The organism is Maribacter sp., assembly GCA_020629415.1.
In the GTDB taxonomy this organism is placed as follows: Bacteria; Bacteroidota; Bacteroidia; order Flavobacteriales; family Flavobacteriaceae; genus Maribacter; species Maribacter huludaoensis.
In genome coordinates this window covers 14,803-28,488 of sequence record JAHDDL010000022.1, presented here as the reverse complement: position 1 = coordinate 28,488, position 13,686 = coordinate 14,803, and the positions used below count along the sequence as shown (strand labels likewise).

Here is a 13,686-nt window from a genome sequence, read left to right as displayed (position 1 = left end):
TTAGTTTGTTGTTACAAGGTACTTAAATTGAAACGCATTAACCAATCTGTTTGCTTATCTGAGCCTATGAAATAAGGGTGAGTATCAAACTTATAAAAACCGTGACGTTCATAAAACCGTATAGCTCGTTTGTTCTTTTGCCACACACCTAACCATAAAATATCTTTACTACTGTTCTTAGCTATATACTTTATGTGCTGAAGAAACTGTTCTCCATAACCCATACCTTGAAACCTTTCTAACACATAAATACGCTCTAATTCAATGCTGTATTCATGTTTTAGTTCTGATTGTGCTTCACCTACATTTAATTTGAAATAACCGACTACCTCATCATTTTTATATGCAAAGTAAAATTCACTTTCAGAATTTAAAAGTTCATTCTTGATTTTTACGGATGCAAAAGCTTGTTCAATATATTTTTTGAAATCTATAGGATCATTATCTTTCTCAAAAGCCGTTACAAAGGTTTGTTCAGAAATAAGTCTTAATTGATGAAGATTACTAAGTGTACACAATTTAAATTTTAGTTCCATAGTCCTAAAATAAAAAAAGGAGCAAATTACTTTGCTCCTAATCGGGGGAAATATTATAAAAAGGTTGATTTGATAACTTATCTGTTCTTCATACTATTATCTATTACAAATAGTAATACTCATGGGCATTTTTCATTTACGCGTTTATTTTTGTTTTTCCGCAAAGACTTCACCTTCTGTTCTTAATAGAATAGTGCCTTCTTCAGTTTCTTGCATTTTCACTAAATCATCGGGGAAATCTGTTCCTGGGTAGCTAACTATATAAATATCACCGTTAACGGTCCAGTTAAAATCTGTTAAATAAACAACCTGTCCATCTTTATAGCCATGGAATCTACCTAAGTATACATCATTAAAAATCCACTCTTCATTATCAACAACCATCTTATTAGTATTGGTAGCCGTTTTAACCGTATGGTTCCAAATACCGATTATTGGATCATTATTCTCTTCAATTTTTGAACATGAGGTAATAAATACCATCAAGATTAGGCAACTAAATACGTACTTCATTTTAGGCTAAGTTTTAAAAGCGATTTGGGATTCACTTTTTATTACATTACAAATATATGTAGTCTTTTTCTTACAATAAATTATTTGTGGTAAAACTTATTAAAAATGTGGTGAACTTAGGGAAGTTAGTTTATTAAAGTAATGCATTATATGAATGGAAAGTTGCATTAAAAACAACATGCAAAAAAAAAAGAGCGACTTAAAAAGTCGCTCTTTTATAATTTTTTAAAGTAATCTACAACATAAATAACTTTTTGGTAAGTCTTAGAAATCCGCTAAAGAAATCATTTCTATACACTTGTACTTTATATTCGTTTGCAGCGTGGTTTATTTGAGAATTCATGACGGTTAAGTAATTAATAGGTTATGGGTTTGTTTGAGTGACAAAAATACATTAGTTCTTTAGAATTTATATCATAATTGTTGTGTACCGAACCCAAGCTGTTGTGAAAAAAATAAAATCCCAATTTTACCGATGAATTACCTAACCCAATTACACCTTCATCTCCATAACTTCTCCTTTTACAATTAACTTCCCTTCAGTAGCTGCTTTTATTTCTTCTACAGTTACACCAGGGGCGCGCTCCAATAACAAGAAGCCGTCTTCAGTGACTTCAAGTACCGCCAAATTGGTTACAATCTTCTTAACACAGCCTACACCTGTCAATGGCAAACTACAGCGTTTCAACAATTTGGATTCCCCCGCTCTATTCGTATGCATCATGGCCACGATAATATTTTCTGCAGATGCCACAAGATCCATTGCACCACCCATACCTTTAACCATTTTACCAGGAATTTTCCAGTTGGCAATATCGCCGTTCTCAGCGACTTCCATTGCCCCTAATATGGTAAGGTCTACATGTTTGCCTCTAATCATGGCAAAGCTAGTAGCAGAATCAAAATAGGATGCCCCGGGCAATGCAGTAATGGTTTGCTTACCGGCATTGATCAAATCTGCATCTTCTTCCCCATCAACAGGAAAAGGTCCCATACCTAAAATACCGTTTTCACTTTGAAATTCAACACTAATATCATTACGCACATAATTTGCGACCAAGGTAGGGATACCAATACCTAGATTAACATAATAACCGTCTTCTACTTCTTGTGCAATTCTTTTTGCAATTCCGTTTTTATCTAACATGAGCTTATTTTTGACGTACAGTTCTTTGTTCTATTCTCTTCTCATAATCCTTTCCTTGAAATATGCGTTGCACAAATATTCCTGGAATGTGTATTTGGTTAGGATCCAGTTCACCTTCTGGCACCAATTCCTCAACCTCAGCAACGGTAATAGTAGCCGCACCACACATACAAGGGTTAAAATTACGCGCCGTTCCCTTAAAAATTAGATTACCGGCAGCATCGCCTTTCCAAGCTTTAACAAAAGAAAAATCTGCCTTAAATGCTTCTTCTAGAATATACATTTTACCATTAAACTCTCTTACTTCCTTTCCTTCTGCCACTTCCGTACCATAACCTGCTGGAGTATAAAATGCAGGGAAACCTGCTTGTGCGGCCCTACACTTTTCCGCTAGCGTACCCTGGGGAGTAAGTTCTACCTCTAGTTCTCCGCTTAGCATTTGTCTTTCAAATTCATCATTCTCCCCAACGTAGGAAGACACCATTTTTTTAATTTGATGTTTATGCAACAATAATCCCAAGCCAAAATCGTCTACTCCCGCGTTATTAGAAATGCAGGTTATATCCTTTACTCCTAATCTTACTAATTCGCTAATGGCATTTTCAGGAATACCACAAAGTCCAAATCCACCCAACATAAAGGTCATTCCGTTTTGTACACCCGCTAAAGCTTCAGTTACATTTGCTACTGTTCTACGTATCATTTTGTCATTAATTATCTTGTTACTAAAATACCGAATATAAACGGTATAAAATAAAAAAGGTCTCAGCATTCGCCAAGACCTTCTTTATATGATTCTATAAAACCTTTAGAAATCTAAATCTTCTAGATCATCTTCAATATCATTGTTTTCTTCAACACCTTCGGTAAATTTATCGCAATCTATTTCTATTGACATATTACTAGGTCTTTCAAAATCCTCTTTTGAAATACCCAACTCTTCGTCTGCATAATTCTTGGTCATATACAAGCCCCAAATTGGTAGTGCCATAGATGCTCCTTGACCGTATGTAATACTTTTAAAGTGTACGGCTCTTTCTTCACCTCCTACCCAAACACCGGTAACTAGATTAGGAACCATACCCATAAACCACCCATCACTATTATTTTGCGTAGTACCCGTCTTACCTGCAATAGGATTCGTTAGCTTATAAGGATACCCTGTAATAATTTCATCATATTCCGGTCTCCACTTATTAAAGCCCGTGGTACGTAACCGCGTACCGGAACCACCTTGGGTAACCCCTTTCATTAAATCTAGTATGGCATATGAAACATCTTTACTCAACACATCTTTAGTTTCAGGAACATACTCATATAAAACGGTACCATCTTTATTTTCTATACGGGTTACCATTACCGGTTTCACGTACACCCCTTGGTTGGCAAAGGCACCATAGGCACCTACCATTTCATAGACATTAACATCTACGGTACCCAACGCAATTGAAGGTACTTCCAAGATATCTCCGCTTAGTCCTAAGTTACGTACCATACTGACCACTGATTTTGGCCCAACCTCATCTATTAATTGGGCAGTAACCGTATTTACAGAGTTTGCTAATGCCTTTTTTAAGGTATAGCTATTACCAGAATATTTAAGGTTAGAATTTCTTGGGCACCATGGTTCAACATTACCGTGCTTACCGGCCTCGATACAGTATTGCGTATCTGGGCGAGTTTCGCAAGGTGATAGTCGTAATTGATCTATTGCCGCAGCATAGACAAAAGGTTTAAACGTAGAACCTGCCTGTCTTGCACCTTGTATAACATTATCATATTGAAAATGCTTGTAATTGATACCACCTACCCATGCCTTAACATGACCCGTTTGTGGTTCCATAGACATCATCGCCGTTCTTAAAAAAGCTTTGTAATAACGAATGGAATCTCTTGGAGTAAGAACAGTATCTTTTTCTTTAGTAGGGCTTTTCCAATCAAAAACCGTCATTTCGGTCTTTTTATCAAAAGATTCACGAATCTCTTTTTCAGATTTTCCTGCGGCCTTCATAATCTTCCAACGCTCAGAATTCTTCATGGCACGTTCCATTATACTCTTGGTTTCCTCTGGGTTAATATCTAGGAAAGGTGCTGTTTTATTCCTGTCTGGTGTATTTTGATGAAAAAACTCGGCTTGCAGTTTTGTCATATGCTCATTGACCGCCTCTTCTGCATTAGCTTGCATTTTAGAGTCAATAGTCGTGTAGATTTTTAGTCCGTCTAAATACAGATTATACTTATCTGGTTCATCACCTATTGCTGGTTTTGGATTTTTATCTATCCAATCTTTCATAAAGCGCTGTAGATACATTCTAAAATAAGTAGCCAAACCTACACTATGCGTTTCTGGATTATAGTTAATATCCATCTTCAATGCCTGTAGCGAATCTTTCTCTGTTTCGGTGATGTAGTCATATTTTGCCATTTGGGCGAGTACTACATCTCTACGGTCCTTAACCATTTCTTCCCTACGCATAGGGTTGAATAGAGATGAATTTTTGAACATACCAACTAGCATGGCAGATTCTTCAATCTTAAGGTCTTTAGGTTCTTTACCAAAATAAATACGGGCAGCAGAACGAATACCATCGGCATTATTACCAAAATCATAAATATTAAAATACATACTAATGATTTCTTCTTTGGTATAACTGCGCTCTAAGCGTATCGCTAACACCCACTCTTTAATCTTTTGTTTTACAGCATCGAATTTACTTCTTGAGCGTACACCCACAAAAAGTTGACGTGCCAATTGCTGAGAAATGGTACTTGCCCCACCTTTACTACCTAAGTAAGCAAATGCCCTTAAAGTTCCTCTAGCATCAATACCGGAGTGATCTTGAAAACGTGCATCTTCAGTCGCAATCAAGGCATTTACCAAGTTATCTGGCAACTCATCAAACTTTACATCTGTACGGTTATCATCTAAATAGAACTTACCCAACAAATTACCATCAGAAGAGATAATTTGTGAAGCCAAGTTTGTCTGCGGATTTTCTAAATACTCATAAGGCGGTAATTCACCGAACAATCCCCATGAGGCCGATAAAAATATCAAAGCCACAATAGCAATACCCGATGCAAACAAAATCCAAAACCATAATATAAATTTCGAAAAATTATTCGTTGTTTTTTTCTTTACCTGCTTTGCCATTGTTTACGGGGTGCTTTTTGTTACTTCTATACCTACATCTGTAATGCCCTCTAGACCAATAATTCCAGAAACATTACCATTTTTACGCATCGCCTGGGATACCTCAATAGTATATACGCCAGAAGATGAAAAAACGATGTTTTCTTTATACCATAATTTATTTTCCTTGATACTGCCACTGCCCTTACCAAGCCAAGTACCATCTGGCAAAGACATTGCATATTCTAAGGTGTCCGTAGTTACTTCACCTTCAGGTGTGGTCAAAGCTGCAATAATGAATAAATTGCTATACGGAAAAGAATTATCGTTACGTACATTGATAAAGATATCATGAGGTGCAACGGTATCCATTTTAGACAATGAGAATTTAAGAACATTGTCTTTGTTCCAAACCCCATCTTCTAAGGTTTGGTATTCTGTTTTAATAATATTGCTGTCACAAGAAGCAAAGAGCACAAGTGCTAAAAAACAACAAAATATACTACGCATTCTTCTTTTGATTTCTATTACGATTTCTGTTCTTGTTCTTATTGCGGTTTCTATTCTTGTTCTTGTTTCTGTTTTTATTTCTGTTACCTCCGCCTTTAGGCTTGTCAAAACGGGTAAGGCTATCTTGACCAACTACATTTTCAAAAACAACTTTTTCTTCTACGACAACTTCCATTGCGTACATCTCCAAGCTAGAAACTTTTTCTTTTTTCTTGTTCTTCGCTAAAATTTCAATTACCTGATCTTTAGAAAGAACATGCCAGTTACCTGGATCCTCTTTATATGAAAACCAGAGCATTTCTTTAAAAATATCTGTTTTCTGACAAAAAGCGAGTCCTTTCTCGGTAAACAATTTTGTGTCTTGGGAAGGAAAATCTTTAAGTGCATCTAAATACACATCCAGCTCATAATTTAAACAACACTTTAACTTACCGCATTGACCAGCAAGTTTCTGTGGATTTAATGACAGTTGTTGGTAACGTGCCGCCGAAGTACTTACCGATCTAAAATCCGTAAGCCAGGTAGAGCAACACAATTCCCTACCACAAGAACCAATACCACCAAGTCGTTGAGCTTCTTGACGATACCCAATTTGACGCATTTCAATACGAATACCGAAAGCTTTTGCCATGTCTTTTATCAACTGACGAAAATCTACACGTTCATCTGCCGTATAATAGAACGTAGCTTTAGAGCCATCTCCTTGAAATTCCACATCAGAAATTTTCATCTGAAGCTTCAAGATAATAGCAATTTCACGGGCTCTTTTCTTAATTTCTTCTTCCCTGTCCCTACATTTCTGCCAAATATCAATGTCTTTCTGGCTAGCTTTTCGGTAAACCTTAGGCGCTTCTTCATCTGTGAAAGAAACTTTTTTTCTTTTCATTTGAACACGAACAAGTTCACCGGTCAAGGTAACCATACCAATGTCATGACCAGATTGTGCCTGTGTAGCAACTATATCGCCTATGGAAAGTGAGAGATTCTCTGTATTTCTAAAAAACTCTTTTCTACTATTTTTAAATCTTACTTCAACAAAATCGAATGGTCGTTCCCCGTTGGGGAGCGACATATTTGAAAGCCAGTCAAAAACTGTCAGTTTATTGCAACCATCTGTACCGCAAGTACCGTTATTCTTGCATCCCTTTGGTTGTCCATCCTTACCGGTAGAACAACTACTACAACTCATATTTTATATATTGGTTTGGTCGAATTATATAAAATTCACCAAAAAAGGTTCATAAAAAACTTATAGGTAAAGATACAGTTTTTTTAATGTGAAATAAAAGTGAAATTGGCGGTGATGGTTTTAAATAGAGACATCAGCAAAAACCAAGGACCATTTCTATTACATAAAAAAACGGCATAAATAGCCGTTTTTTTTATAATTAATTGTTCTGTTTAAGCTCTTAAATCTAATTATACCAAGTGGTTTATTTTTTAAATTTCAATACTTCTGATCGTCCTTTTTTAAATATTTTATTACTGACCACTTTTCCCCTTCTCAAAGCTTTTTGCTCTTCATAGGGCAGCTCATGTACTTCTTTACAGTCATCTGAACAGCAGTTGTTCATTTTTTCCGCACAAGATTTACATTGAATAAATAATAGGTGACAAGCTTCGTTAGCACAATTTACATGATCATCGCACGGCTGGCCACATTGATGACAATTGGCAATTATATCATCACTAATACGTTCTCCCCTTCTATGGTCAAACACAAAGTTTTTACCCCTAAATTTATTTTCAAGATTATTTTTTTCTACCTGTCTTGTATATTCAATTATCCCACCTTCTAACTGATATACCTGCTCAAAACCTTTATGCTTATAATATGCACTGGCTTTTTCACATCGAATACCACCGGTACAGTACATCACAAGTTTCTTATCTTTCTTATGATCGGCCAAATCACGTTCAATAATATCAAGAGAATCTCTAAACGTATCAACATCGGGAGTTATGGCATTCTTAAAGTGTCCTATTTCACTTTCGTAATGGTTACGCATATCTACCAAAACAGTATCCGGATCTTCTATAAGCTCATTGAACTTCTCTGCACCAACATGAATACCTTTATTGGTTACATCAAATGAATTATCCTCAAGACCGTCTGCCACAATTTTATTTCTAACTTTCACTTTCAACTTCAAGAAAGAAAGATTGTCTTGTTCTATGGCAATATTGAGTCTCACATTCTTTAAAAAAGAAATACTATCTAAATGCTCTTTAAAAACATTGAAATTTTCGGCAGGAACGGAAAGCTGGGCATTTATGCCCTCATGAGCCACGTAAATTCGCCCAAGAACATCCATCTCGTTCCAATTAATAAAAAGGTGATTTCTGAATATATTGGTATTACCAATGTGTGCATAGGTATAAAAAGAGATTGTAAGGCGCTCCTTGCCCGCTTCTTCAATTAAAGCCGCTCTTTCTATTGCACTTAACGTATTGTACAGTTGCATGCTATACTAATAATTTAAGCTGCCGTTAGGCAGAAGATTTATAGAAAATTTTTGAATGGCAAAAATAGGTATAATAATGAAAAAAGCACCTTTTTTCATTAAGCTTAACCATCTTTAAATTAAAAAAAGAGCCTTGTATGTAAACAAGACTCTTTATTGGTTATTCCATTCTTCTCTTTTTCATAGCTTTCTTGAAAAACATACATGAAGGAGATAACCACCTATAATCACTTACTCTAAAAAGTGATTGATAACCAATTAAGTAACTTATATTTAATAAAAGATGATGTTTATTAAAATTGGTTGCGTAATCATTTCAATATTGTTCAATTCAAAAAAGATTTGGTAATTTAGCTTTCCAAAAAAATAGAGAATGAGTTCTGAAAAAGAAGCAAAATTAAAAGCGTTAAAGTTGACCCTTGACAAGATGGATAAAACCTACGGTAAGGGCGCTGTAATGAAATTAGGAGATAGTGTTGTTGCAGATGTGGAAGTAATACCTTCTGGTTCTTTAGGTTTAGATATAGCATTAGGCGTAGGTGGTTACCCAAGGGGTCGTGTAATAGAAATTTACGGTCCGGAATCTTCAGGTAAAACTACCCTTACCTTACACGCAATTGCCGAAGCACAAAAAAATGGAGGGATTGCAGCGTTTATAGATGCGGAACATGCCTTTGATCGTTTTTACGCTCAAAAACTAGGTGTAGATATTGACAACTTGATTATTTCTCAGCCAGATAATGGGGAGCAAGCTTTAGAAATTGCAGATAACCTAATTAGATCTGGAGCTATAGACATCGTTGTAGTCGATTCTGTTGCCGCTTTAACGCCAAAGAGTGAGATTGAAGGCGAGATGGGAGATTCTAAAATGGGCCTTCATGCTCGTTTAATGTCACAGGCACTTAGAAAACTTACCGGTTCTATCAGTAAAACAAACTGTACCGTAATATTCATAAACCAGTTACGTGAAAAAATTGGCGTTATGTTCGGTAACCCAGAAACAACTACCGGTGGTAATGCACTTAAATTTTACGCATCTGTTCGTTTAGACATTAGAAGGTCAACACAAATAAAAGATACCGATGGAAATGTTCAAGGTAACAAGACCAGGGTTAAGGTCGTAAAAAATAAAGTAGCCCCTCCTTTCCGTACAACCGAGTTCGACATAATGTATGGTGAAGGTATTTCAAAAGTTGGCGAAGTGATTGACTTAGGTGTTGAATACGAAATAGTTAAAAAGAGTGGTTCATGGTTTAGCTATGGAGATACAAAATTAGGGCAAGGGCGTGATGCGGTTAAAAATCTACTTTTAGACAATCCAGAATTGTTCGAGGAATTAGATGGTAAGATCAGAGAAGCCATTGCAGCTTTAAATGCTTAATTTAATTTGAATTAAGCAAACATAATTTAGTTTACGCAACCATTGCGTCTAATTTTCATCTTACTACAAAATAGTTGTATGATGAAAATTAAGTTGATGTTATTGACATTGGTCTTAGCATTTTTATGCAATGGTTGTTCTATTGATGATGATGATGCCAATTTCCATTTCACGGCATTGGAGATTGTTGATGCAGAAGTACCGGAATCTTTTGACCTTAACGAGGTTTATACGATTTCTGTAAATTATTTAAAACCCGATAGTTGTACGTACTATGAAGGTTTTGACGTTGTTAAAGATTCCCTGACCGTTAGAAGTGTTGTTGCCATTGGGGCAGTAAGAACTGATTTTGATGATTGTATGGAAGAAATAATTCAAGAAACAGCGTCTTTCAACTTCCAAGTAATTTATAAAGAACCTTATACATTTAAATTTTATAAAGGCGATAATAGTGACGGAGAGGCAGAATATATGGAAATTGTAGTTCCAGTAAACAACCCTTAAAACAACCAACCATTTGTGAGTCTAGAAGAACTCATACATAATTGCAAAAAAGGTGACCGTAAAGCACAGGAACTATTATATAGAGCCTATGCCACTACGCTATTTGGTATATGCCTTAAATACTCCAAATCCAAATCTCAGGCAGAAGATACCCTACATGACAGCTTTATGACCATTTATGATAAAATTGGCCAATTTAAAAATAAAGGGTCTTTTGAAGGGTGGATGAAAAGAATTACGGTAAACACGGCGCTACAAAAATATAGAAAACAAGAATATTTAAACGTAGTTACGGACAATACGGAAGAAGAGGTAACAGTAGATAATGATTTTTGCGACATTAGCTTACAAACACTTTTAAGCTACATACAGGAATTACCCGATAAATATCGGGCTACATTCAACCTTTATGTTATGGACGGGTACACACACAAAGAAATTAGCGAAATGATGGGAACAACAGTTGGCACATCTAAATCTAATCTTGCCAGGGCCCGTGCATTGTTAAAAGAAAAAATAGAAACTAAGATTACAAAATCTATTGTAAGTATCTTAATTATAATATCAACACACTTTTTATAGTTCAATTTAACTATAAATAGAAACAGTACTAGATGCAGAAGAAAAATATAGACGAACTTTTCCGAGATAAGTTATCGGATTTCAAGCAAACCCCTGACAATAAAGTTTGGCGTGCGATTGATGCGTCACTGGACAAACGTAAAAAGAAAAGAATTATACCCTTATGGTGGTCATTTGGTGGTATAGCTGCCGCTTTAGTGATCGGTCTATTAGTATTTAATTCTTTTACAGAAGAACACACTACCAATGAAATTTTGGTAGATACAGATAATAAATCTAAAATAATAGAAGACATTCAACCCACTACAGAAGCTAATGCTCATGTTGATACTATAAACACAAACACTGACCAAATAGTTGAACAGACTACCAGGGTCAATGAAAAACAGTCTTTAGGTAAAGAGAATTTTTTGTCTAACACTGAAAACGAATCTAACAATGCTGCGTTAACCATTAAAAAAACTGACACGCATAAGAACTCAGGTATTGCAAATGCTGTAGCCGAACAGAAGAAAAACAGTCCGGAAAACAATGTTTTGGTCCAAGAAGATTTGATTGCTAAAAATACTTTGAGCACTGCAATGAACGAGAGTGATAGCAAAAATTCATTATCCAATATTCAAAATATAAATGAAACAGTAGCTATCAACAAGGCGGATGCTGTTATTCAGTCAGACCCAAATATTATCGGTAAAGAAAACGATATTGCCGCAAATACTTCTACTGAAGATGCTGCCAAAAAACTTGAACCTGAAAAGAAATCTATTTTTGAAGAAATAGAGGACCAAAAAGAATTGAAAAAGGAAAAAGTTACCAGTAACAGATGGTCTGCAGGACCTAATGTTGCACCGGTATATTTTAATGCACTTGGCGAAGGTTCACCGGTAAACTCTATTTTTAGTCCCAATGCAAAATCAGGTAATGTAAATATGAGCTACGGTGTATCGGTAGCTTATGCAGTAACTAAAAAACTGACGATACGTTCAGGTATCAATAAAGTTGATTACGGTTATGACACCGAAGATGTAGCTTTTTCATCTACGGCCGGTCTAGATTCTAATGAAGGCCAACTGGCAACAATTAATTATGCAGAAACATCTAGCACCTTAAAAATTTCTAGTAATAGGGTTGCTTCAGATAAATTCAACACTATGAATTCTGCCCAAGATATAACCGCAAAAAGCCCTACAAGAGAAGGTTATATGTCCCAACAATTCGGTTATGTTGAACTACCTGTAGAATTAAATTATGCCTTAATCGATAAAAAGTTAGGTGTAAATCTTATTGGTGGTGTAAGCTCGCTATTTTTAATTGATAATACGGTATCCTTGACCTCTGGAGATTTAACTACAGAAATTGGAGAGGCAAATAATATAAACGACCTAAACTTTAGTGCCAATATGGGCCTAGGACTTAACTATAGTTTCTCACAGAAAATTAGGTTAAATATAGAACCAATATTTAAATATCAATTAAACACCTTTTCTGATGTAAACGGAACGTTTAGACCATATTCGGTTGGGGTTTACAGCGGACTCACCTTTCAATTTTAAAAAATACATATGAAAAAGTATATTTTAAGCTGTCTTTGTCTTTTTAGTGTTTTTGCCTACTCTCAAGACCAAGATAATGAGTACGCCACATCACAAGAACGTCACGAATTAAAAGTAAACGGCCTTTTTTTAATCTTGGGCGCCATTGAAGTAGATTATCAATATTTGCTTAATGAAGAGTCTGCCATAGGCCTAGATGTTTTATTTGCTTTTGATGACGAAACTATTGATGTCAACTACTATGTTTCCCCTTACTACCGTCAATATTTTGGTAAGAAGTATGCAACAGGATTTTTTGTGGAAGCCTTTGGAATGCTTAATTCCGTAGATGATTACACCTACGACTCCTATTATGACGAACTAACTGACACCTATTATTCAAATTCCGGTTATGATGACAACGTTGTAGATTTTGCCCTGGGTATTGGCACAGGTGTAAAATTAATTACCAAGAGAGGTTTTATTGTAGAAATAGATTTGGGCATAGGCCGTAACCTATTTAAAAACGATAGGGACTTTACTATCATTGGAAAAGGTGGAATAAATTTAGGTTATAGATTTTAGCCATTAGCCGTTAAATCTTTAAGTATTGTTTCCCTAACGTTATTTCTAAGCTCTGCCGTATCTTCTGGGCGTATAGAGTGCGTCTCAACAAAGGAATGTACCCTTGCCCTACATTTACCCGGACCACCGCTAAAAAATGTAAATGAAAACCTTTGCTTATTATCATAAAAGGTCATGGGTACTACGGGTATTTTATGGGCAATAGCCATTTTAAAGGCTCCATCTTTAAACTTATCTAACAGCACATGCTCCTCGGGCACACCACCTTCAGGAAAAATACAGATACTTAAACCCTGTTGTAATCTTTTTTGAGCACGTCTATAAACCGCGGTTCTACTTTGGGTATTATCACGATCTACCATAATACATACACGTTTATAGAAAAAGCCGAATAAAGGTATTTTAACCAATTCCTTTTTTCCAACGAAAACAAAGGGGTTTCTACTTACTATTAACATCAGCATAATATCAAGCATACTGGTATGATTGGCAACTAGCATATAGCTCTTATTTTTAATCAACTTCTGCTCATAGGTTACCTTTGGAAAGCAAAACATACCATATAGTATAAATCTGGCCCATAGATTTCTGGCCATCCAAAAAAATTGTGGATACCACGCTTCTCTTGAAGCGAATATGACAAGAAATGGAAAAAAGATCAGGATAGGAATGGCCACAAGAATATAAAACCAAATTCGATATATTGTTTGACCGGCGTGTTTTACCAATTTAAGCATAAATCAAAAGTAGGTATTTACGATAGTTTTTTTGTATTTGTTTTTACCTTTGCTTTTTTAG

The 13,686-nt window shown here is 35.6% G+C and carries 14 protein-coding genes; 5 read left to right on the top strand and 9 right to left on the bottom strand.

Features of this window, described 5'->3' with window-relative positions; all coding sequences use genetic code 11:
- Nucleotides 1–11 precede the first annotated feature (11 nt).
- From QZ657_RS10355 to QZ657_RS10320, 8 genes are all read right to left on the bottom strand, one after another.
- On the bottom strand, nt 12–536 hold the full coding sequence (locus QZ657_RS10355) for a GNAT family N-acetyltransferase (protein ID WP_291966720.1): 525 nt from the start codon (nt 534–536) through the stop codon (nt 12–14).
- Between the two features lie 144 nt (nt 537–680).
- Nucleotides 681–1,049: a hypothetical protein gene (locus QZ657_RS10350; RefSeq protein ID WP_291960992.1), complete on the bottom strand. Its 369-nt coding sequence runs from the start codon at nt 1,047–1,049 to the stop codon at nt 681–683.
- A 493-nt stretch (nt 1,050–1,542) separates the two neighbouring features.
- Complete coding sequence (locus tag QZ657_RS10345; RefSeq protein WP_291960994.1) at nt 1,543–2,196, bottom strand: CoA transferase subunit B; 654 nt, start codon at nt 2,194–2,196, stop codon at nt 1,543–1,545.
- Between the two features lie 4 nt (nt 2,197–2,200).
- Complete coding sequence (locus QZ657_RS10340) at nt 2,201–2,899, bottom strand: CoA transferase subunit A (RefSeq protein WP_291966718.1); 699 nt, start codon at nt 2,897–2,899, stop codon at nt 2,201–2,203.
- 105 nt (nt 2,900–3,004) lie between these two features.
- Complete coding sequence (locus QZ657_RS10335) at nt 3,005–5,350, bottom strand: transglycosylase domain-containing protein (RefSeq protein WP_291966716.1); 2,346 nt, start codon at nt 5,348–5,350, stop codon at nt 3,005–3,007.
- A 3-nt stretch (nt 5,351–5,353) separates the two neighbouring features.
- Nucleotides 5,354–5,839, bottom strand: a complete 486-nt coding sequence (locus QZ657_RS10330; RefSeq protein ID WP_291966714.1) for a gliding motility lipoprotein GldH — start codon at nt 5,837–5,839, stop codon at nt 5,354–5,356.
- Nucleotides 5,832–7,028: a stage 0 sporulation family protein gene (locus tag QZ657_RS10325; RefSeq protein ID WP_276470482.1), complete on the bottom strand. Its 1,197-nt coding sequence runs from the start codon at nt 7,026–7,028 to the stop codon at nt 5,832–5,834. Before QZ657_RS10325 ends, QZ657_RS10330 begins: the two co-directional genes overlap by 8 nt.
- 244 nt (nt 7,029–7,272) lie before the next feature.
- Nucleotides 7,273–8,304 (bottom strand): rhodanese-related sulfurtransferase, encoded by a 1,032-nt coding sequence (locus QZ657_RS10320; protein ID WP_291966712.1) that lies wholly within the window; start codon nt 8,302–8,304, stop codon nt 7,273–7,275.
- 373 nt (nt 8,305–8,677) lie between these two features.
- On the opposite strand from QZ657_RS10320, the gene recA reads away from it, so the two are divergent.
- The 5 genes from recA to QZ657_RS10295 all read left to right on the top strand — a co-directional run bounded on the left by recA (nt 8,678) and on the right by QZ657_RS10295 (nt 12,888).
- The gene (recA, locus tag QZ657_RS10315) at nt 8,678–9,685 is read left to right on the top strand and encodes a recombinase RecA (RefSeq protein ID WP_036151063.1); all 1,008 of its coding nucleotides are present in this window, start codon (nt 8,678–8,680) and stop codon (nt 9,683–9,685) included.
- A gap of 78 nt (nt 9,686–9,763) precedes the next feature.
- Nucleotides 9,764–10,189, top strand: coding sequence for a hypothetical protein (locus QZ657_RS10310; RefSeq protein ID WP_291966710.1), 426 nt, complete (start codon nt 9,764–9,766; stop codon nt 10,187–10,189).
- 15 nt (nt 10,190–10,204) lie between these two features.
- Nucleotides 10,205–10,771 (top strand): RNA polymerase sigma factor, encoded by a 567-nt coding sequence (locus tag QZ657_RS10305; RefSeq protein ID WP_276470485.1) that lies wholly within the window; start codon nt 10,205–10,207, stop codon nt 10,769–10,771.
- 32 nt (nt 10,772–10,803) lie between these two features.
- Entirely contained in the window at nt 10,804–12,324 is a 1,521-nt protein-coding gene (locus QZ657_RS10300; RefSeq protein WP_291966707.1) for a hypothetical protein, read from the top strand.
- Between the two features lie 9 nt (nt 12,325–12,333).
- The gene (locus QZ657_RS10295; protein WP_291961005.1) at nt 12,334–12,888 is read left to right on the top strand and encodes a DUF3575 domain-containing protein; all 555 of its coding nucleotides are present in this window, start codon (nt 12,334–12,336) and stop codon (nt 12,886–12,888) included.
- On the opposite strand, the gene QZ657_RS10290 is transcribed toward QZ657_RS10295, so the two are convergent.
- Complete coding sequence (locus QZ657_RS10290; protein ID WP_276470488.1) at nt 12,885–13,625, bottom strand: lysophospholipid acyltransferase family protein; 741 nt, start codon at nt 13,623–13,625, stop codon at nt 12,885–12,887. The genes QZ657_RS10295 and QZ657_RS10290 overlap by 4 nt on opposite strands.
- Nucleotides 13,626–13,686: the final 61 nt, after the last annotated feature.